The 21,152-nt window shown below is 64.5% G+C and carries 15 protein-coding genes; 8 read left to right on the top strand and 7 right to left on the bottom strand.

The features are described 5' to 3' along the window. Positions 1-121: 121 nt before the first annotated feature. The 5 genes from HNQ39_RS04805 to HNQ39_RS04785 form a co-directional block, all read right to left on the bottom strand. Complete coding sequence (locus HNQ39_RS04805; protein ID WP_184192812.1) at positions 122-2,092, bottom strand: alpha-ketoacid dehydrogenase subunit alpha/beta; 1,971 nt, start codon at positions 2,090-2,092, stop codon at positions 122-124. A gap of 58 nt (positions 2,093-2,150) precedes the next feature. Further along, a complete protein-coding gene (locus tag HNQ39_RS04800; protein WP_184192811.1) occupies positions 2,151-3,527 on the bottom strand; it encodes a hypothetical protein in 1,377 nt (458 codons plus the stop codon). A 142-nt stretch (positions 3,528-3,669) separates the two neighbouring features. Further along, positions 3,670-6,303 carry an alanine--tRNA ligase gene (alaS, locus tag HNQ39_RS04795; protein WP_184192810.1) on the bottom strand — a complete coding sequence of 878 codons (2,634 nt, stop codon included), beginning with the start codon at positions 6,301-6,303 and terminating at the stop codon, positions 3,670-3,672. A gap of 6 nt (positions 6,304-6,309) precedes the next feature. After that, positions 6,310-7,305 (bottom strand): GNAT family N-acetyltransferase, encoded by a 996-nt coding sequence (locus HNQ39_RS04790; protein ID WP_184192809.1) that lies wholly within the window; start codon positions 7,303-7,305, stop codon positions 6,310-6,312. Between the two features lie 39 nt (positions 7,306-7,344). After that, positions 7,345-7,638, bottom strand: coding sequence for a hypothetical protein (locus tag HNQ39_RS04785; RefSeq protein ID WP_184192808.1), 294 nt, complete (start codon positions 7,636-7,638; stop codon positions 7,345-7,347). A 94-nt stretch (positions 7,639-7,732) separates the two neighbouring features. On the opposite strand from HNQ39_RS04785, the gene HNQ39_RS04780 reads away from it, so the two are divergent. The 8 genes from HNQ39_RS04780 to HNQ39_RS04745 all read left to right on the top strand — a co-directional run bounded on the left by HNQ39_RS04780 (position 7,733) and on the right by HNQ39_RS04745 (position 16,523). Then, positions 7,733-10,165, top strand: a complete 2,433-nt coding sequence (locus tag HNQ39_RS04780; protein WP_184192807.1) for a DUF1549 domain-containing protein — start codon at positions 7,733-7,735, stop codon at positions 10,163-10,165. A gap of 229 nt (positions 10,166-10,394) precedes the next feature. Next, positions 10,395-10,844 (top strand): hypothetical protein, encoded by a 450-nt coding sequence (locus tag HNQ39_RS04775; protein ID WP_184192806.1) that lies wholly within the window; start codon positions 10,395-10,397, stop codon positions 10,842-10,844. A 24-nt stretch (positions 10,845-10,868) separates the two neighbouring features. Next, positions 10,869-12,197, top strand: a complete 1,329-nt coding sequence (locus HNQ39_RS04770; protein WP_184192805.1) for a DUF1501 domain-containing protein — start codon at positions 10,869-10,871, stop codon at positions 12,195-12,197. Next, positions 12,194-13,495 carry a WD40 domain-containing protein gene (locus HNQ39_RS04765; RefSeq protein ID WP_184192804.1) on the top strand — a complete coding sequence of 434 codons (1,302 nt, stop codon included), beginning with the start codon at positions 12,194-12,196 and terminating at the stop codon, positions 13,493-13,495. Before HNQ39_RS04770 ends, HNQ39_RS04765 begins: the two co-directional genes overlap by 4 nt. After that, positions 13,485-14,126, top strand: a complete 642-nt coding sequence (locus tag HNQ39_RS04760) for a hypothetical protein (RefSeq protein ID WP_184192803.1) — start codon at positions 13,485-13,487, stop codon at positions 14,124-14,126. Before HNQ39_RS04765 ends, HNQ39_RS04760 begins: the two co-directional genes overlap by 11 nt. A gap of 16 nt (positions 14,127-14,142) precedes the next feature. Further along, positions 14,143-14,772, top strand: a complete 630-nt coding sequence (locus tag HNQ39_RS04755; RefSeq protein ID WP_184192802.1) for a hypothetical protein — start codon at positions 14,143-14,145, stop codon at positions 14,770-14,772. A gap of 293 nt (positions 14,773-15,065) precedes the next feature. Further along, positions 15,066-15,509, top strand: coding sequence for a hypothetical protein (locus HNQ39_RS04750; RefSeq protein WP_184192801.1), 444 nt, complete (start codon positions 15,066-15,068; stop codon positions 15,507-15,509). A 39-nt stretch (positions 15,510-15,548) separates the two neighbouring features. After that, the gene (locus tag HNQ39_RS04745) at positions 15,549-16,523 is read left to right on the top strand and encodes an alpha/beta fold hydrolase (RefSeq protein WP_184192800.1); all 975 of its coding nucleotides are present in this window, start codon (positions 15,549-15,551) and stop codon (positions 16,521-16,523) included. Between the two features lie 189 nt (positions 16,524-16,712). On the opposite strand, the gene HNQ39_RS04740 is transcribed toward HNQ39_RS04745, so the two are convergent. Together HNQ39_RS04740 and HNQ39_RS04735 are read right to left on the bottom strand one after the other, a co-directional pair. Further along, the gene (locus HNQ39_RS04740) at positions 16,713-17,696 is read right to left on the bottom strand and encodes a TolB-like translocation protein (protein WP_184192799.1); all 984 of its coding nucleotides are present in this window, start codon (positions 17,694-17,696) and stop codon (positions 16,713-16,715) included. Positions 17,697-17,762: 66 nt separating this feature from the next. Further along, positions 17,763-21,137, bottom strand: coding sequence for an efflux RND transporter permease subunit (locus HNQ39_RS04735; RefSeq protein WP_184192798.1), 3,375 nt, complete (start codon positions 21,135-21,137; stop codon positions 17,763-17,765). Positions 21,138-21,152: the final 15 nt, after the last annotated feature.

The following is a 21,152-nucleotide window of genomic DNA, read 5'->3' as shown; positions in this document are numbered from 1 at the left end:
CTTCCCCTAATGGCTCGTCCCTCGCCGGGAAGAGGGGCACTCCAGCCAGTCCCTCTTCCCGCGACGAAGGAGCAAAAGGGGAAGAGGGAAGCCGTCTAAGCGGCAGGGAGATGGCTCTCCCCTACTCCATCACTTGCTGGAGCGCGGCGACTACTTGCGCAACGCTGGGGAGTGCGGCGTACTCTAGCACGGGGTTGTAGCCGATGTAGGTGTCTAGGCGCGCCACGAGCTGCGGGGCGGAGTAGAGGAGCTGGAAGTGCTCGGGGTTGGCGGTGACCTCGGTGATGATCGCCTGCCCGATCCCGGTCGTGCGGGCGTCCTCGTGGACAACCACGAGACGCCCGGTTCGTCCTAGCGACGCGACGATGGTCTGCATGTCCAGCGGCATCACCGAGCGCAGGTCGATCAGCTCCACAGAGAGCCCGCTCTGCTCGATCGCCTCTTCGGCGACTTCGATACAGTTGCCAAAGGTCACGAGAGTGATATCACGGCCAGGCTTGCGGACAACAGCCTTCCCCAGTGGGATGGGCTCGGCCTGAGCAGAGATCAGGGCCCGCTTACGGAAGATATGCTTGGGAAGCAAAAACAGAGTCGGGTCGTTGCTATGGATCGCGCTCCAGAGCAGCCCGGCAGCGTCCTCGGGCGTGCTGGGAACCACCACATTGAGCCCATGAACATGCGCCCAGATTCCCTCATTGCTCTCGGAGTGCCAGATGCTCCCGCCCGGCAGGTAGGCACCGTAGGGCGCGAGAATCACCATCGGGCAGCTCCACTCGCCACAGGTGCGCCAGCGCAGGTTGGCGACATTGGTTAGGAGCTGGTTGAAGGCGGGCGGGAGAAAGTCGGTGAACTGGATCTCAAAGAGCGGCTTGAAGCCGGTCGCCGCGAGTCCGACCGCGGTCCCTAAGATAGTCGCCTCGGCGAGTGGGGCGTTGAAGACCTGCGTGGGGAAAGCCGTGGTCAGCCCCTTGGTCAGCCCAAAGACACCGCCCTTGGGGTCCTCGATATCCTCACCAAACAGCAGGACTTTCTCGCTCTCACGGAGGGCCTGCTTGAGGGTCTCGTTGACGGCGGCCACCATGGTCGTGGGCTCGCTGGGACGGTACGGTGAGGCGACCGGCACACTGGCGGGCCCAAAGAGGTGGGTCAGGGGCTCGGGAACCGGATCGGGCTCGAGCTCGGCGGCGCGGTAGGCCGCATCGACCTCCTGCACCAAGGCCGCCTGCTCCGCCTCCCACTCCGCCGGGGTCAGCACGCCCTCCGCGATCAGCTTCTGCGCCAGGAGCGCGAGCGGGTCGCGCGCGGCATCGATCGCCAGGTCCGCCGCGTCCCGGTAGAGCCGCTGGTCGTCGCTGCTGGTGTGCGAGCAGAGCCGGTCCAGCTCGCACCAGAGCACGGTCGGTCCCTCGCCCGCACGCGCCCGTGCCACCGCGGCGCGAAAGGCCGCGAGCAGCACAAAGGGATCGCGCGCATCGACCCGCACCAGCGCCTTCTCCCCCAGCGCTCCAATGCGGTAGGGGAAGAACTTATCGGTGGGTGTGCTGATGCCGTAGCGGTTGTCTTCGATCACAAAGACCGCGGGGAGCTTCTCTTGCAGGGCAAAGGCCACGGCCTCGTAGAACTCCCCCTGCCGTGTGGCCGCATCCCCGACCATCGCGACCGCCACTTGGTCGGTCCCGGCGAGCTTGAAGCCCCAGGCCGCGCCCGCCGCGGGGAGGCACTGCGCCGCCGTGGGGGTCGCGACCGAGAAGATATTGAGGCGACGGCTGGAGTAGTGGCCGGGCATCTGCCGCCCGCCACTGCTACTGCCCGCCTTGGCCAGATAGGCGCTCGCCAGCTCCGCCGTGGTCACGCCTCGCCCGAGGGCAACCGCACGATCCCGGTAGTAGGGAAAGAGGTAGTCATCGGGCCGCAGTCCCCAGGCAAGGACGCCCAGGGTCTCGTGCCCCGTTCCCGAGACCTGAAACCAGCCCTTGCCTTGCCGCAGGAGAATCCCCTCGCGGCGGTCTCCCTCGCGGGAGAGGAACATCAAGCGCAGCAGTGCGCGCGGGTCTGGGTCGGTAGTAGAGAGGTCGAAAAGATCGTTGTCCATAGGTTCTGTGCCAAGAGAGCGTCGGTGCTCCGACTAGCAAGTATACCCGATTCGGCCCTCAGCTTGCGGCGGCCGAGTCGGCGGGGGAAGGTAGGCTTTTCTCTAGACAGACCACCAGTACAGGAGCCAACAAGAGCAGCGCGGCAATGGTTCCGGAGTCGTTGAAGGCAATCGCTGCCCCCGCTCCCCAGAGGGCTTGCACCACACGCCCCTGGAGCTCGCTCTCCAGCCGCGCAAAGGGCTTGCGCAGCTGCCAGCCCGCGACACCGGCCACTCCCAGCGCCAGCAGAGTCGGCCCCGCGACGGTCAGGCGGGCGTTCATGGCGAGCTTGCGCAGGATAATCGCCCCCCACGCGCTCGGCCCCTTCCCCGCCGCCTGCCCAATGTGCGACTGCGCCACGCCGGGTTGCAAGCGATCCAGCCCCGCCAGCGCAACGACCACCACAAACGGTAGCACCACCCGCCACCAAGACTTCTTGCTCGGGGGGAAAAACGCGACACTCGCCGCCATCGCCCCCCCGGCATTGGCTCCGAGCATCGGCAAGCCCAAGAGAAGCGTGATCCCCGCCCCCACCCAGCCGAGCCACTTCTTCGGCACGCTCATCAGCGCCGCCCCGATCAGCAGGCCCATGTACTCGTTGCCGATCCCATAGAACCGAATCCCCGAGTCGTAGTACCCCGAGAGCGGCGAGCTTGCGACGAGACTCCAGCGAAAGAGTGTGTCGAGCACTACCAATAGAACCAGCGCGAGTAGCAGGTTCTGGAGGGCGCGTGGGTACTTGCTTGGCTGCGAGATCACCGCCAGCACCGCGGTCGCAACCACAAAAACAGCGGGCCCAGCGATGGGAAAGGCAAAGCCTGCCAAGAGAAGCGCCACCGTCCCCGCAGTTGCAACCGCCAAGGCATTCCCCGCCGCAACTTGCAGCTTTGGCCAGCGCAGAGCGGCAATGGCAAGCCCCAGCCCAAGACCCGCGAGCGCCCCCCAGATAATCAAGAGAGGAACCTTTGTCTCCTCAAGGATCTCCAGGCCCGCGCCAAAGTAGCCCATCTGTCGCAGCCCACCCCGTACGATCTCAACAGGTCGCCCTTCCCCTGTCAAGTCCGCCGCTGTCACCAGGCCCAGCGTCCGAGTTGACGGCGAGGTAACCGCGCTTCGGTCTGCGATACCCTGCCCAACCAACCGCAGGCGGCGTAGCTTTGGCAGGCCCTTCAGCGGCTCCTGCACAACCGCAAGGCGAATCTCGCCGCGCTCGGCGCGCGCGATGAGGGCTTCCAGGGGCTCCGTTGAGGGCTCAGGGAGTTTTCCGGTGGCCGTGTGGACATAGCCAAACGCACCTTTGAGCTTCAGCGCCGTCGCATCGGGCGGCGACGAGACTACGAGAGGCGGTTGTGCGTGGGCGAGAGGGGTTAGGAGGAGGAGGAGCAGCAGTAGCAACCTCCCCCGGCTCGCTAGGGCTCGCCACCCGGGTACCCTCTGGGTGCGGCTTCGCGAAGGGGGGGAATTTAGTCTGTCGCGGAGCGACTTTGAGGCCGCAGGCCAGCAGCGAAGCGAGCCGCCCACGTTCCTGTGGGCGGCGTCAGAGCGCCGCACGTGCGGCGGCCAGCGCCTCGCCCAGCTTGCTGGCATCGCGGCCTCCGGCTTGGGCGAAGTCCGGGCGGCCACCGCCGCCACCGCCGGCCGCTGTGGCCGCCGCCTTCACGAGGTTGCCACAGTGGACTCCCTTGGCGACCGCATCTTTTGTCGCCTTCGCCACAAAGACCAGCTTCTCGCCCGAGACCGCACCGAGCACCACGACGCCCGCACCGATACGCCCGACCAGCTCATCGGCCAGCTTGCTGACGTCGTCGGTCTCCACCGATGCGATCACGACCTTGTAGCCGTCTTTTTCGGTCGCTTCGGCCAGCAGCGTGTCGGCGAGCGAGCCTGCGGCAGCGGACTTGAGGGACTTTAGCTCGCTCTGGAGCTCTTTGGCATGCGCCTGAAGCCGCTCGATTGCCTCCGGAACGGAGTCCGGCTTGACCGAGAGCAGAGCGCCTGCACTTTCCAGTGTGGCGAGCTTGGCATTGAGATAGGCCAGCGCGCCCGCGCCCGTCACCGCCTCGATACGCCGAACACCCGCCGCCGCGGAGCCTTCGGAGATGATCTTGAAGAGCCCGATCTCGTTGGTGTTCTTGACATGGGTTCCGCCACAGAGCTCGACCGAGTACTTGCCCCCGACCGAGACCATGCGCACGACATCGCCGTACTTCTCCCCAAAGAGCATCATCGCGCCGCGCTCCCGGGCATCGTCCTGGCTCGTCTCGACCGTCTCCACGCCGTAGCCCGCGTAGATCGCCGCATTCACCTCGGCCTCGATACTGGCAAGCTCGTCGTCGGTGAGGGCGGCGCTGTGCGAGAAGTCGAAGCGCAGGCGGTCGGGCGCGACCAGGGAGCCCTTCTGCGCGACATGGGTTCCGAGTATGGAGCGTAGCGCTTTATGGAGCAAGTGGGTCGCCGTGTGGTTGCGCAGGATCGCCGCACGTCGCGCCGTGTCCACCTGTGCGGTCACATCAGCGTTGAGGGTGAGTGTTCCCGATGTCACCTTTCCGTGGTGGAACCAGAGCCCATCGCGCTTCTGGGTGTTGGTGACCGCAAACGACGACGAGTACACGACACCGGCACCGCGCTCCTGGTCGAAGGTAATCGTCCCCGTGTCCCCCACCTGGCCGCCGCTCTCGGCGTAGAACGGCGAGCTTGTTAGGATTAGCTCCGCCTCCTCGCCCTCAGCGAGCTCCTGAAGCGGCTTGCCACTCTGGAGAATCCCCACAAGCTGCGTCTGCTCAGAGGCCTGGGTGTAACCAACAAACTTCGTGTGCGGCAGGTTGCGCAGCAGCTCCTTGGTGCCCTCATCGGTGACCACCCAGGTCTGTTTCTCTTTGTCCTTGGACGCCTCCGAGTGAGCAACCTCAGCCGCGTCGTAGCCCGCACGGTCGAGCGTAATCCCCCGCTCCAGCGCGACCTCGGCGGTGACCTCAAAGGGCAGGCCGAAGGTCTGATAGAGGTAGTGGGCACGGGCACCGTCCAGGGTTCCCTTCGCCAGCTCGTCTTCAAGACGCCCGAGGCCATTACGGAGCGCATCGCGGAAGGTCTTCTCCTCCAGCTTCACGGCCTCCAGAATGGCTTCCTGGCGATCCACGAGCTCGGGGTAGTAGTCCTTCATGTTCTCGATCACGCCCGGAACCGCGCGGTCCATGAAGGTCTCGCTCTCAAAGCCCAGGTGCCGGATTCCCGCCACAATCGCGCGGCGCATCAGGCGGCGCAGGATGTAGCCCTGTGCGCTCGGGCCGGGCGTCACGCCATCGCCGAGGAGAAACGTGGTGGCACGCACATGGTCGGCGATCCGGCGGAAGGCGATATCGGTGGTGGAGTCGGGCGTCGACGTGTAGCTCTTGCCCGAGAGCTGCTCCATCACGGCGATCACGGGGCGCAGGAGGTCGGTCTCGAACGGGCCGGCGAGGTTGTTGATCGCCGCCGCAGTGCGCTCCAGGCCCATGCCGGTGTCGATGTTTTTCTTGGGCAGCTCAATCAGCTTGTAGTCAGCGCCCGTGCCCTGGCCGGTGAACTGCGTGAAGACATTGTTCCAGATCTCCAGCCAGCGCGTGCCTTCGCCGTCCCACTCTTGGTCAAACGGCAGGTGCGGCTGCAGGTCGAAGAAGATCTCCGAGCACGGGCCACACGGACCTTGGCTCTGCTCGACCATCGCATTGGCGGGCCAGTAGTTGGTCTTCTGCCCGAGCCGCGTGATGCGCTCGTGGGGCATGCCATTGGCGCGCCAGAAGTCGTAGGCCTCTTGGTCGTCCTGGTAGATCGTCACGCGAATCCGGCTTCGGTCCAGCTTCAGCACGTCGAAGAGAAACTCCGTGGACCAGGCGATTGCCTCTTTCTTGAAGTAGTCCCCGAAGCTGAAGTTGCCCAGCATCTCAAAGAACGTACAGTGGCTAATATCGCCAATGTCCTCGATATCCTTGGTGCGCAGACACTTCTGGCTCGTGACAATGCTACGGCGCGGCGGCGTGGCGCGGTCCTCGAAGTAGGCCTTGAACGGGACCATCCCCGCCACGGTAAACAGCAGCGTCGGATCGTCGGTGGGCAGCGGGTCGGAGGGGAGGCGCAGGGCACCCTTGCTCTCGAAAAACTCAATGTACTTCTGGCGAAGCTCTCTAGCTAGCATAACGCGTTAGTATACCGCCTCTCTCCTGCCCCCTAACCCCCGCCCGGCGGGGGATGGGGGGGAAGCAACAAACCCGACCCAGCCGGGCTGGCGCACAAAGCCCAGTGCCCGGTTGATCGAGAGCATTCCCTCGTTGTTAACCTCGTTGTCAGTGCGGATGATGGGAGCGCCGCGCTCTTTGGCGAAGGCGAGCGCACGAAGCTTCAGCGCAAGCGCGATCCCCCGACGGCGATGCGAGCGCGCAATGCCCGTGGCTCCGGTCTGAAGGTGGTTGTCGGCCTCACGTGCCCAGAGCGTGCTCAGCCCCACAAAGGAGTCGCCATCGAGTGCCAAGAAGTTCGCCTCGGGGAGGTAGCCCGCGTGCTCAAAGCGCTTGGCCCAGACCTCGTAGGGGAGCGGCGTGAAGGGCTCTGGTGAGGGAATATCGGCCTGGATAATCTGGGTGAACGCGTAGAATTTCTGGCGCACGTCGGGGTTGGTGGCCCCCAGCTCCGCCAGTGTCGTGAGACGAATCCCCTGGGAGAGCACGCGCTCCTCGGCACCGGCAAAGCGGCTGGGATCAAACGCGTCCACATCGAGCCACGACTCGGCGTAGCTCATGCCCTCAACAAAGCCCCGGTCGGTGAGGAAGCGCAGGGCGCGCTCGGTGCCCTCGACCGTGTGGGTACGGAGCACGGTGGGCTGGAGAGGTGCCAGGTCGGCGAGAACGCGGTCAAAGAGCGCCTTGCCGTAGCCCTTCCCTTGCTGCTCGGGCGCGACAAAGATATCTACCTCAAAGTGGGTGGGGTGGAAGCTGTGCGTGTCGTGGCCGCTCTGGCCAAAGCCAACAACCGCGCCACTATCGTCTTCCGCGACAAGGCGAGCAAAGTGGTGTTTTTCGTCGCGGTAATTGTCACTAAAGCGGAACTCATTCTCGGACTCCTGGAAGCCTGGGAAGTTGGCGTTGTAGATGGCGACGACGGCAGGGTAGTCGCGGGTGGGGTCAAAGGTACGAAGGGTCATATTGCCCCTATCGTACCCTTGCCCGGCTTTGCTAAAAACCTACTTGTGCGGCGCGGTGGACTTCTTGATCGCCAGTCGTGTCGCGGCCCCGGCGGCGATCCCGGTGAGGGTCGGGTGGCGCTCGGCCCAGGTGAGCTTCTGGCGCTGCTTTTTCTTGGCCGCTGCGGAGCGCTTCAGCGCCGCATGGGTGGCGATTCCCGCCGCTACTCCGGTGGCCGTGGGGTGCTTCTGGACAGTCTTCACCACCTTGCTCACGGGGTGGCTGGTCTGGGCCACGACGGGAAGTGGGGCGAGGGTGGTCAAGCAGAGAAGGGCGGCGATGGTTGGTTTCATGGTTCTTTCCTCCACAAACAGAGACACCCCACCCCCCACTCCGTTGCGCTCTATCGGAAAGTTCACAGTGCCTGGATTCTGGTATCATCCCACCATGCTCGCCTCACTGCTCGCGGTTGTGCTCCTAGCCGCTACGCCCCCCAAGGTTGCACGCCTGGAAGTGACCCCGTCGTCGGTGGCGCTGGACGGTCGCCTGGCACGGCAGCGGGTGCTCGTCACGGCGGTCCTGAGCGATGGGAGCCGCAAAGACGTGACGGGCCAGGCCAAGCTCAGCACCTGGCCACCGTCGCTGCTCCAGCTCGCAGGAAGCACGCTCATGCCGCGCACCGACGGCACGGGCGCGCTCAAGGCCGAGCTAGGCAGTGTCAGCGCCAAGATTCCGGTGGGCGTCAAGAACACCGGAGTCGCCCCCACCTACTCCTTTGTCAACGATGTGGCCCCCACCCTCGCCAAGCTGGGCTGCAGCCAAGGGACGTGCCACGGTGCGGCGTCGGGGAAGGGCGGCTTTAAGCTCTCCCTGCGCGGCTACGCCCCCGAGCAGGACTTTCTGGCGATTGTCAAGGCGCTGAGTGGCCGCCGCATCACCCGCGAGGCACCGGAGCGGAGCCTGTTTCTACGCAAGCCGCTGGGCGAGCTTCCCCATCGCGGCGGGACGGTGCTCACGAAGGGCTCCCCCGAGCACCAGCTTCTTCTCGGCTGGCTCCAGCAGGGTGCACCCGGCCCGGCTGAGAAAGAAGCGCCCCTCGCCAAGCTCGAGATCCTCCCCGGCGACCGCACGCTCCTGCCCGGCGAGACCCAGCGCCTGCTGGTCCGCGCCACCTACACCGATGGCCGCACCGAGGATGTCACCCACCGCGCCCTGTTCTCCGTCAACGATCCCGCGATCGCCTCGGTCACCGACGATGGCATGGCAAAGCAGCTCCGCTCGGGGGAGACCGCAGTGCTGGCCAAGTACCGCGACAAGCTCACGATTGTCCGCCTGAGCGCCCCGTTCCCCAACCAACTCAAAGACAGCGCCTTCACCGCCCGCACGAACTACATCGACGATGCGGTCAACACAAAGCTCAAGGCGCTCCATATCGAGCCGTCGGGCCGCTGCACCGAGAGCGAGTTTCTGCGCCGCGTCTCTATCGACCTGATCGGCACCCTCCCCACCGAGGCTGAGGCACGCGCCTTTCTCGACGACAAAGCCCCCGACAAGCGCGAGAAGCTCATCGACAGCCTGCTCTCCCGCCCGGAGTTTGGCCTGATCTGGGCGCTCAAGCTGGGGGACTTGTTCACGCTCCGCAAGGAGAACATGAGCCGCAAGTACGCCCTGCAGCTCCAGGCCTGGCTCGCGGAGCAGCTCAACGCCGATACCGGGTGGGACACGCTCGCCACCAAGATCCTCACCGCCTCGGGGCCGCTGGAAGACAATCGGGCCGGCCTCTTCTGGCTCAGCCGTGTGCCGCAGAAACCGAACCAGGGCTACTGGGTGCGCGCCACGGAGAACTCCACGGAGCTGATCGCCCAGACCTTCCTAGGCCAGCGGATCGGGTGCGCCAAGTGCCACAACCACCCGAGCGAGAAGTTCACGCAAGACGATTACTACCACTTTGCGGCGCTCTTTCACCAAGTCAGCGGCGGCGGCGAGAACGAGGACGGCATCCCCGAGCGCCTCGAGGCCAAGCACGACCCGAACCTGCGCCACCTGCGCACCAACGAGATCTCCGAGCCGCGCCCCCTCGACCGCTCCGCGCTGGTCTTCGCCAAGGACGAAGACCGGCGGGTGAAGGCAGCCGCTTGGCTCGTGGCCCAAGACGACTTCGCGCGCAACGCCGCCAACCGGCTCTGGGCGCGCTGCTTTGGACGCGGGATTGTGGAGCCGATCGACGACCTGCGCTCCACCAACCCCGCCAGCAACGAGCCGCTGCTGGCCGCCCTCGCCGCGGACCTGCGCAAGAGCAACTTCAAGCTCAAGGCCCTGCTCAAGACCATCTGCCTCTCGATCACCTACCAGCGCACCAGCACCGCCACCCCGAGTAGCCGCCTTGACACGCGCTACTTCTCGCACTACCTCCCACGTCGCCTCCCTGCCGAGGAGCTCGCCGATGCCCTCGCGCAAGTGACCCAGGTCCCCGACCGCTACCAAGGCCAGCCTGAGGGAGCGCGCGCCATCGAGGTCGCCGATGCCGAGATTCCCTCCGTGATGCTCGACACCTTTGGCCGCCCGCCGCGCATTCTCTCTGGCGAGTCCGAGCGCACCTGCGAGCCCGCCCTCGGGCAGGCACTGGCGCTGCTCAACTCCCAAGAGGTGCAGAATAAGCTCACCAGCGGCGAGGGGATTGTCAGCCAGCTGGTGAGGGCCAAGAAAACGAACGAAGAGATCCTGGACACGCTCTTTCTTGCCGCCCTCGCCCGCTACCCCAAGCCCGCCGAGCGGCTCGCGCTCGAAGCCCAGCTCACGGCTGCCAAGAACCGCGACGAAGCCCTGCAAGACGCGCTCTGGGCGCTCCTCAACAGCCCGGAGTTTCTCTTCAATCACTGATCCCGCCCGTTGGAGGGGCGGGACTGGAGAGCGTCGCAGGCTCCGCTACAAAGCCCGTGCCGGGCATACTCAGATTTATGGGAGGAACGCCCTTCGCAGCCGTAGGCTCTTCAGTCCGGCCGTTCCCATCGGCGGGATAAACGGTATAATTGACCGAAGAAGCCAATGTAGTCTGATGCTTCACAAAACAGAGCGAGCGCCATTGGTGGAATAACACAAGGTAAAGAAAATGAAGGCACCTCTTGAGTTTTTACTGGCAGGTTATACGATTGAAAAATCGACGGAAGTTCACCTACGCGATCCGAAGACAGGCTATGTCCTAGTACGAAGCGGCGACTGCGATGGCGCGCTGAAGCACCTACGGCTCTTTCCGAGTGCGGAAGAGATGTCCCGTAGCACCGATGCCGCCTGGGTGAGCGATCTCAAGTTCGAGGCAAAGCCGCTTCCCCTAGAAACAGGACGTGGAATTAGCATCGGGGATCGCCCCGAGAAGATTTTCCGGGAGATGGGCAAGCCCACCTGGCGCGGTGGTAGCACCTACATGCCCGGAGACGAAGTCTGGTCCTACCACCACCGTGTCGGAACCCCAAAGCAGGGAGTTGAGTACAAAGCCCTGTTCCGCTTCCGCCGTGGGCGAGTGGTGGCAATGGAGCTCCATAGCGAGAACTATCCCAGCTAAAAGCTAGGGAGAGAGAGAACGACGATGCTGGATGTCAATGCCGGTCGGGAGTATGCGCGCTGCGATGGGATGACGCGGTGGGATTTCGTGCGCCTTGGGGCACTCTCCGCAGTGGGGCTGAGCCTGCCAGAGCTCCTGGCGCGTGAGGCATCCGGCAGAACCGAGAAGCCACTTGCCAAGAACGTGGTCGTGGTCTATCTCGGGGGCGGGCTGACGCATCATGACTCGTTCGATCCCAAGCCCGAGGCCCCGGCGGAGATTCGTGGCAAGTACGGCACGATTGGGACCAAGCTAGCCGGGATCAAGTTCTCCGACAAGATGACCGAGCTGGCGAAGCTTACCCACCTCTACGCGCTCTGCCGGGGGCAAGTGACCGGCTCCGACCACCACGAGACCGCGACCCAGTGGATGCTCACGGGAAACTATGGCCTGATGCAGGGCGGCGACTACCCCAGCCTCGGCGCGATCTGTGCCCATGAGCTGGCTCCGCTGAGCACCCTCCCGCCCCATATCGCCATCCCGCGCAACGCCAGCTTCACCTGGGAGCTGGGGAAAGCGGCCTGGCTTGGGGAGCGCTACGAGTCGTTTAAGGCGGGCAATGTCGGCGACGGCAACTGGCAGGTGCCGAACCTCTCGCTCCTGCCCGGAGTCGCGGAGGAGCGCCTGACCCGCCGCCAGAGCATGCGCCAAGCCCTCGACAATGTCGCTAAGAAGTTCGAGTACAGCGATGCGCTCACGAGCATGGATGCGTTTCAGCAGAAGGCCGCACAGCTAGTCCTCTCCCCCGAGGCGCGCAAGGCGTTTGACCTCAAGGCCGAGTCCGACGCGACCCAAACCAAATACGGCAAGGACTTCTGGGGCCGCCAGCTCCTCCTCGCACGGCGCTTGGTGGAGGCCAACACGCGCTTTGTCTTGGTGAACCAAGGCGGCTGGGACCACCACGCCAAGATCTACGAGGGCTGCGACAGCGCCCTCCCCGCGCTGGACCGCTCCCTCGCCGCCTTCCTCTCGGACATGAGCGAGCGGGGCCTGCTGAAAGACACGCTTGTCGCCGTCTTCGGGGAGTTCGGGCGCACGAGCAAGCTCAATAAAGACGCTGGCCGCGATCACTGGGGCAACGCGGGCTGTATGCTCTTTGCCGGCGCGGGTGTCCACGGCGGCCAAGTGATTGGGGAGACCGACGAGCGCGGGGAGTACACGGTCAGCCGCCCGATTCGCCCCACGGAAGTGGCCGCGACCATCTACCACGCGCTCGGGATCGACTACGAAAAGCATCTCATCTCACCGTCGGGCCGCCCGGTCGCCATCCTCCCCGAGTGCCAGCCGGTCAAAGAGCTCTGGTCGGGGGCATGACGCAGCCGCCCCCAGCCAAAGCGATTGTCTTCAGCCGCGACGTCCTCCCGATCCTGCGCCCCAGCTGCATGGGCTGTCACTCTGGCCCCACCCCCGCCAGCGGCTACTCCATGGACACGGTCGCCAAGCTCCTCGCCGGTGGCCGGCACGGCGCTGCGGTCGTCCCCGGCAAGGGTGCCCAGAGCAATCTCCTGCGCTACTGTAACGGCGAGCTCAAGCCCAAGATGCCCCCGAGCGGCGCGCTCGATAAGGTCCAGCTCGGCACCCTCAAGCGCTGGATCGATGAGGGGGCAAAAATCGATAGCCTAGTGGCGGCGACATCCCTCCCCCAGCCCCTCCCTTCGCCTGAAACCCTCGTTCCGAGGGGCGAAGGGAGGGGAGCAAGGGGTGGGTTAGCCCCTGTCACTGCTCTCGCCTTGTCTCCCAACGGCAAGACCCTCGCGGTGGGCGGCTACCGGGTGGTGCGGCTCGTGGACCCGCTGACGGGAGAGCTGCAAAAGACGCTGACCGGATGCGCCGATCAAGTGCAGAGCCTAGCGTGGGAGGCAAGTGGGGAGCGGCTCGCGGCGGCGGGTGGGGTCCCGGGCGAGAGCGGCGAGGTAGCGATCTTTGCGCTTGCCAGCGGAAAAGTGGAGAAGACCCTCACAGGGCACACCGATGTGGTGGTCTCCGTGGCGTGGCGCAGTGGCACCGACGAAATCGCGACCGGCTCGCTCGACAAGACCACCGCGCTCTGGAATGTAGCAACGGGCCAGCGGCTTCGGCTCCTGAAAGACCACGCCGATACCGTGCTGGCCGTCGTGTATAGCCCGTCGGGGGAGTTCTTGGCAACCGCAAGCGCCGACCGCACTGCCAAGCTCTACCGCACCAAAGACGGTGTCCGGGTGGCAGCGCTCAATGCCCACCAGGATGCCATCGTCCGCCTCGCCTTCTCCCCCGATAGCAAGCGGCTCGTCACGGGCTCGGCGGACAAGACCGTGCGCATCTGGAGTGTCAAAGACGGCCCTATTGAGAACCCCGATGCCACCCAGTACGAGGCCGAAGCCCTCACCGCCTGCGCCTTCTCCCCGGACAACCAGCGCCTTTTTTGGGTCTCCGCATCGCGCAAGATCAAGGTCTTTGCGGCCAATGGGCGCGACTACCAGCTAGAGCTTGGCGATGCCACGGACTGGGTCACGAGCCTCGCCGCCACCACCGATGGCAAGACCTTGATCGCGGGGACGCTCGATGGCAAGCTCTTTCTCTGGGACCTGACAACACGAAAATTCCTGCGGAGCATCGAGAGCCGTGCAAAATAAGCCCACGCTCAAGGAGCTCACGGTCTTTGGGCTGGTGGCGGGGCAGACGACCACACTGACGCTCACCGGAGAGAACCTCACCCCGAGCGGGGTCACGGTCAAGGGCCCGCTTCAAGCCAAGCTCCTCGACACGAAACCCAACACAGCAACGGTCGAAGTAATCGTCCCCGCCGAGTGCCCGCCCGAGTCGTTCGAGCTCACGCTCGTGCATCCCAAAGACAGCCCGACCATCAAGCTGCCCGTGCTTGTCGCCGCGGTGAAGGAAGTGACGGTCAAGAAGCCCCTGAGCCGCTTCGACCAGGCGTTCTCCCTCGTGCCCGCTCCCTCACTCGCCGTCCAGACCAACCTGGACAACGACCAAGCGCATCTCTACCAGCTCCCCTTAAAGCGCGGCGAGAAACTCGAGATCACGGTCACCGGGGCACGCTCGTCCCTCTCCGACCTCGATCCCCTCGTGCGCCTGCGCGACTCCCAGCGCCGGATGCTCACGCTCGCCACGGGCCGCCTGCGCGTAGACCGCCGCCTATTCTTTACCGCCCCCACCGACGGCATGTACTTCCTCGAAATCGGAGATGCACAGCAGCGGGGCGGCCCCAGAATGCTCTATCGGCTCGTCGTGCGCCGCCTCTAGCCGGTACAATATGCGTATGCCGCAGCAGCAAGCGCTCTCCCCCGTTGCCCTCGCCCAGCGCTACGCCCAGCGACGAGAGAACCCGCTGCTCAAGCGCGCCCTGCTCCCTCTCAGCACGGTCTTGGTGATCGGACTCCTACTGCTAATCGCCCTGCCCGCTCTCCTTGGAAGTGCCCAGCCCCTGCCCCTTCTTGCCCTGATCTTCCTCATGACCTTCTGGCTCCCGATGCTCATCACCCGTGCCAACACCGAGAGACGTGAGGAGGCCGAGCTCTACGCTCAGCTGCTGGCGATTCTCAAGGACGACACGCTCCCACTGTCCCTCGTGGACCGGGTGACCCTCCTTGCCGCGCTCCCCGTATCCACACAGCCACCTCTGATCGGGCTCGCCCAGGCGCGGCTGGCGCAAAAGCTCGCCTACGCCAGCCCCACCGAGCTCGCCGCGCTCCCCCGCGCACCGCTTCATGCCTGGCTGAGAGCCCTCGAAACGCCCGACGAGCTCCGGATCGCGCTGCTCCTCGCCCTCGGGAGCCTCCAAGACCACGCCATCCGTCCCCTCGCCCAAGAGATCGCCCACCTCGCCCCCACCGAGCGCCTCCACGAAGCCGCCCTGGAGTGCCTCGCCTCCTTGGAGAGTAGCCGCTAGTGCAACAGCAACGGCAAATACCGCCCGACGCCTGGCAAACCCGCCTCGCCGAGCGCATAGCCAGCAAAGCGTGGAAAGACAGCGACCCCGTTCTGGCAAGCCTCACGCCCGAGCAAGCCGTGGAGTTTCTCCTGGCACAACAACAAGGCGACCGCCCCTTAGTCAAAAAATACTGGCGGTTTCAACTACTTGTTAAGCCGACAGTGTCCGTAGTTGGTTACGTCCTCATCTTGTTGACAATGAAGCATTTTCATATTCCGTATATTAAAGGCATTTTTCTTATCCAGCTTATCTTGGGCCTTTTTACGGAGAGCCCCTTCACCCCTAAAAAATCGCTTGCCGCGCAGCGGCGCCAGCAACGCTTAAACCTGCTCTTAGCGGAGTACCTTCCCCACTGCACCTCGCCCGAGCTGATTCCCCTCTTGCTTGAGGCCTATGTGCACGCCCCCATGTCGCAGCGGCTTTTGCTGGAGCGGGCTCTCACACGCACTCTCACGCCCCTGAGCGGGGAGGCGGTCTTTACCCTTCCCTTTGCGCTTCGTGCCCAGCTTGCGGTTATCGCGGAGGAGCCTCTGACACTGCAAGACCTGGCGATTGCGATCTGCCTCGCCCTGACATCGGCGCGGGATGGGAATATCCAGCCCGTGCTGCGGCGGATGAGCCGGGACGCGCGCTCGGTGCGCCTGCGCGAGGTGGCGGCGGAGTGCCTGCGCGAGTTTTCCGATCCTATCCCCTAACCCCCGCCAGGCAGGGGGAATTTGCGGTATAACCGATCTATGTCTGAGGCAAGCGACGAGACGCAAAAGAGTGGCAGTGGGATGCTCAAGAAGCTCCTGTGGGCGGGCGTGGCCGTGGGAACCGTGGCGATCATCAACGCGGCGATCTTCCACCGGACGCCGCCCCTGATGTACCGACAGACGGGTGGGCAGGCAAAGTGGCTGCCGCTCCCGGATGGCGATATCGCCTATGAAGTGGCGGGCGAGGGCAAACCCTTGCTGCTCCTGCACGCCATTGGCGCGGGCTGCTCGGCGTTTGAGTGGCGGCATGTCTTTGGGCCACTCTCGGAGACGCGCCAGGTCTTTGCCCCCGATCTGCTAGGCTTTGGCAAGTCCGACAAGCCCAAGATCACCTACACCGCTGAGACCTACCTAGACCTGATCGCCGACTTTATCGAGCAGGCGATTGGCCAGAAGACCGATATCATCGCCTCGTCGCTCTCGGCCGCGTTTGCAGTCGCGCTGGCGCACCGCCGCCCCGATCTGGTCGATAGGCTGATCCTGGTCTGCCCGACCGGCCTGCAGGCGCTCTCGGCCCCGCTCCAGCCCGCCGGGAAGGCGATCACAACGGCCCTCAAGCTCCCCGTGCTGGGCGCGACTCTCTACAACCTGATCACCAGCCGCCCCGGCCTGCGCCAGTACCTCAAGCTGCGGGTCTACGCATCGCCGGAGCCCGTGGACGATGCCCTGGTCACCCACTTCCACCGTGCGGCACACCAGCAAGGCGGCGACCGGGTGCTTCCCTACTTTTTGGGCGGCTACCTAAACTGCAATATCGCCGACGCCCTCGCCGCGCTCCCCGAGGCTCCAAAGCTACTCTGGGGCGCCGCCGCCAGCGAGACCCCCATCGCCCAGTCCGAGGCATTTCTCGAGGTCCGCCCCGATGCGCAGCTCGTGGTTCTCAACAACGTCGGTGGCCTGCCGCACGACGAAGCCCCGGAGGCGTTTTTGGAGATCGTGAAGGGGTGGGTTTAGCCCGCCCCCATGAACATTTAATCGCCCCCATGAACGCACCCAAGGGGTACCCGGTCTTGCTGTCGTCGCAGGCTCCGACACGAAGGCCTTCGGCCATCCCGAATTATGGCCGGAGGCCTTTGCGGCGGAACGCCCGCGGGTGCCCTCTGGGCGGCCCCCCTCCCACGGGGGCGATACAAACGGGGGCACTCATCGCCAAAACCCTCCGGTGATCGAGACAAGGTTGGTGGTGATGGCGCGGCGTCTTCCGGTGGCGAGCGTGATGATCTCCAGCGCCCCACAGCGCTGCCCACCACGCTTGTACGCCCCGATCCACTCCTCCTCAGCGGTGGCGATGTGCTTGCCATCGGGGCTGATTCCCACCAGCCGCCCTAACGAGAGAGGTTTCCAAGTGCGCTGCTTCAGATCCGCCAGAACGCAAGTGTAGTGCTCACCGTCTGACCTGCCTCCCACGGTCTCCGCGAGAAGCCAGTCTGGTTTGCCAGGAAGGGGATGCCACCAACGACGGTACGTCAGTCCCACCCTCCAATCCGGCTCCCCAAGTGGCTTAAGCATCCGTTTTTCTGGGTTTGCCGCACCGGGACGTAGATATAAAAAAGGGAACTGCCCCTGAAACTCCTGCTGGCTATCCCCGACCAAAGTGCCATCAGGGAGCCAGCTGCAGTTATACAGAACCGGCGCAGGCGACTCTTTGCCCGTGGCAAGCTCTAGGATGGTCGCACGGCTCGCATAGTCCAGCAGATAGAGTCGCTTGCTATCCGGCGACCAGGCACGGTCAATCGTGTCCTCAGGGAATTCTTTCGTTTTTCCGGTCTGGCGATCATAGACCTGACTGGTGTTTGCCACAAAGCGCCCATTGGGGGAGAAGTGACCCGCGGAGAATTCCTCCAGCTCCGCACAACGCTTCAGCGTGCCGTCGCGCAGGGACAAGTGGTGAAGCACATTCTCACTCCCAAAGCGCTGCCCACGCTCCAGATAGACGCCCGTTCGATCCGCGCCCAGCCGTGTCATCAGCGCATCTTGCTTGCTATCGGTCAGCGCCTTGAGGCCCGTTCCATCGGGGCGAACCCGCCAGAGCCGGTACGGCCCCCGCGCATCTAGAGTCGCCTTCTTCGTTGTGCTGCGACGATAAAACTGCCCGGTAAAGTAAAGGTAGCTGGTGGCCCTGTCCATAGGCCATTCTACAAGAAAAAGCCCGCCCCAGAGCACGAAACTCTGGAGCGGGCTAAGGGGAGCTGGCTAGCGTCCCGTGAGCCGTCGTTTCACCCGTGCGAAGCCCTCACCGAGGTCATCGAAGACGGTGTAGACACAGGGAATCACCAGCAGGGTCAACAGCGCCGAGAGACACAGACCGCCCACCACGACGATTCCGAGCGGCTGGCGGAACTCCGAGCCACGGCCCAGTGCCAGCGCGATGGGCATCGCGCCGAGGATCTGTGCCAGCGTCGTCATCAGGATGGGCCGCAGACGGGTCGGGCCGGCCTCGCGGATGGCGTCCTCCCGGCGGTAGCCCCGCTCCCGGAGCGTGTTGGTAAAGTCCACCAGGAGAATGGCGTTCTTGGTCACCAGCCCCATCAGCATGATCACCCCGATCATGGCGATAATGCTCAGCGGCTTGCCCGTGACAATCAGCCCCAGCAGCCCCCCGACCAGCGCCTGGGGAATCGAGAGCATGATGATCAGCGGGTAGAGGAAGTTATTGAAGAGCGCCGCCATGAGCATGTAGACCAGCGTGATCGCCAGGCCCAGCGCGGTCACCATGTAGACCCCTTCCTCCGCCATCGTATTGGCCTCGCCGCCCCACTGGTACTTGGCCTTGCCAAAGTCGATGGTCTTGAGCTGCGGGTCGATCTTCTGCTGCATGTTGCCGATCACCAGCCCCGGCGCGAGATACGCGCTCACCACAAGCTGGCGCTGGCGGTTCTTGCGGTCGATCTTGGTGGGACCGCGGCCCTCCAGGGTCTTGGCCACATCGCTCACCCGAATCGGCTGGCCGTTCTTGGTCGCGATAATCACGCTCCCCACGTCCGCCACCGACCCGCGGTCGATCCGGTTGTACTGGACACGGATATCGTACTGCTCACCGTTGTCGCGGAACTTGGCATCGATATTTCCCTCGACCGCATCCCGCAGCGCCTGTGCGACCTGCTGGACCGTCAGGCCAAACTGCGCCGCACGCTCGCGGTCCAGCACCACCTGTACCTCGGGCTTGGTCGCCTTATAGCTAATATCGGGGGTCAGGATGCCCGGAGTCTTCTCCAGCACCGCACGCACCTTGCGAGCATTGACGATGTTCTCGTCCATGTTGGGCCCGACAATCTCGATCTGCACGGGAGCGGCGCTCCCATTGAAGCCCGAGACCTCGGCGGTCTTGATGTCCGCGCCAGGGATGTCCTTCACCCGCTCACGCACAATCGTGGCGATCTCCACATCGCTGCGGGTGCGCAGGTCCGAGTGGTCTTTCCAAGGCTCCAGGCGGTCCAGGGTTCCCATCGGGTCGTTGAGCGTGATACGCACCTGGCCGAAGTTGGTTCCGTTGTTGCTGGTCGAGCCAAAGCCGCCGGTTGCGGTCGAGCCCGCCGAGCTCTCGATGTACTGAATCTCCGGGATATCGTGGATCTTGGCCTCGATCTGCTTGAGTACCAGGTTGGTCGCATCCAGGCTCGCCCCGGCGGGCAGCTCGACCGTCAGTGCGACCTGTCCCTGGTCCTGGCCCGGCGCGAACCGGAAGCCCAGCGGCTTTCCGACCTGGCCGGCAAGAACCGTGACAATCACGGTCGCAATCGCCCCGATCGCCGTGGTGATCAGCGGCTCGATCGTGAAGCGCTTCTTGAGCTTGCTCACGCCCACCAGGATCGCCCCGACCACGAGCTGCAGAATCGCCAGGGGCATCGCCATCTTGATCGCACCCGCGCCGCTCCCGGCGGCGGCCATCCAGAGGACAACCAGCACCAGGGCCATGTTTCCGATAAAGATCACCGAGCCACGGTGCACCAGCGCCCAGCCCAGCGCCCGCTCGTAGGAGTTCTCCAGGCGGGTGTAGAAGCGGTTGATCGCACCAAAGAAGCCCCCGTGCGGCTCGGCGTACTCGCCCTTCTTGTACCAGCGCGATGCCAGCATCGGGGCGAGGGTGAAGCTCATCAGGAGCGAGAAGAGAGTCGCAATCGCCACGGTCAAGCCGAAGCTACGGAAGAACTGCCCGACAATTCCGCCCATAAACGCCACGGGCACAAAGACCACCACATCGACCAGGGTGATGGTCACGGCGGCCATCCCGATCTCGCTGCGGCCGTTGCGCGCGGCTTCCTCAGGTGTCTCCCCCAGCGCGAGGTGGCGGTAGATGTTCTCAATCACCACGATGGAGTCGTCCACGAGGATTCCCACCGCGAGCGAGAGCCCCAGCAGGGTCATGGAGTTGAGCGTGAACCCAATCGAGTACATCACCAGGAAGGTGGCGATAATCGAGGTCGGAATCGAGAGGGCGACAATGAGGGTCCCGCGGAAGTTGTGCAGGAAGAAGAAGACAATGGTCACCGCCAGAAATGCCCCGATCACCAGGGTCATCTCCACATCCTTCAGGTTCTCGTCGGTCTTTACCGCCTTGTCCTGGGTCGTGGTGAACTCGATATCGTCGGGGAGGAGCTTGGCCAGGGAGACCATCTGCTTGCGGACTCCCTTGACAATATCGACCGTGTTGCCCTCGCTGGTCTTCTGCACCGCGATCGAGACCGTGTCGGTGGAGTCGGGGAGGGCGCCGGGGCCTTGGCGCTGGGAGAGCAGGGCGCTCTCGGTGCGCTCGGCGACCGTGTCCTCGACCGCACCCAGGTCGCTCATGAGGATCGTCCGGTCCGCGGAGCCATTGCGCCCGGCAAAGCTCAGCCGCAGGTTGCGTAGCTCATCGGCGCTGGCAAACTCCCCGATCACCCGCACGGCGTAGTCACGGTTCCCCTCGGTGATGCGCCCCGACGGCACGTTCAGGTTCTGGGACTTGATCGCGCTCGCCACATCGGTGACCGTCAGGCCGTAGGCATCGAGGCGGTTCTTATCCAAGCGGACCTGGACCTCACGCTTGTCGCCCCCCGTGACAATCACCGACGACACCCCCGAGACCTGGCCGAGCTGGTCTTTTACCACGCGGTCGGCGAGGTCACGGACCTCTTTATTGTTGCGCCCGATCTTGGAGCGCATCGCCATGTAGAGAATGGGAGTCGAGCTGGTGTTGGCCTTCTGGATAGTCGGTGCCTCGACCTCACGCGGCAGGCGCGCTCGGACGGCATCGACCTTTCCACGCACATCGGCAGCGGCCACATCGGCGTTGGTGGAGAGCAGGAACTCAATCGCCACCACCGAGATACCCTGCTGGCTGGTGCTGGTGACGTTCTTGACGCCATTGACCGCCCCGACGGCATCTTCAATCGGCTTGGTGACCAGTGTCTCGATCTCTCCCGGCCCCGCGCCCGGATAGGCGGTCGTGACCGTCACAAAGGGGAACTCGACACGGGGGTCCTGCTCGGCGGGCATCTTGAAGAAGCCCTGCAAGCCCATCACGATCAGCGCCCCGATGAGCATCATGATCGCCACCGGTCGCTTAATGGCAAGATTTGTCAGCCACATAGTTATTTCTCCGCA

Origin of the sequence: Armatimonas rosea, from assembly GCF_014202505.1 — a bacterium.
In the GTDB taxonomy this organism is placed as follows: Bacteria; Armatimonadota; Armatimonadia; order Armatimonadales; family Armatimonadaceae; genus Armatimonas; species Armatimonas rosea.
Note: the sequence above shows the minus strand (reverse complement) of the source record. Positions and strands in the feature narration are given on the sequence as shown.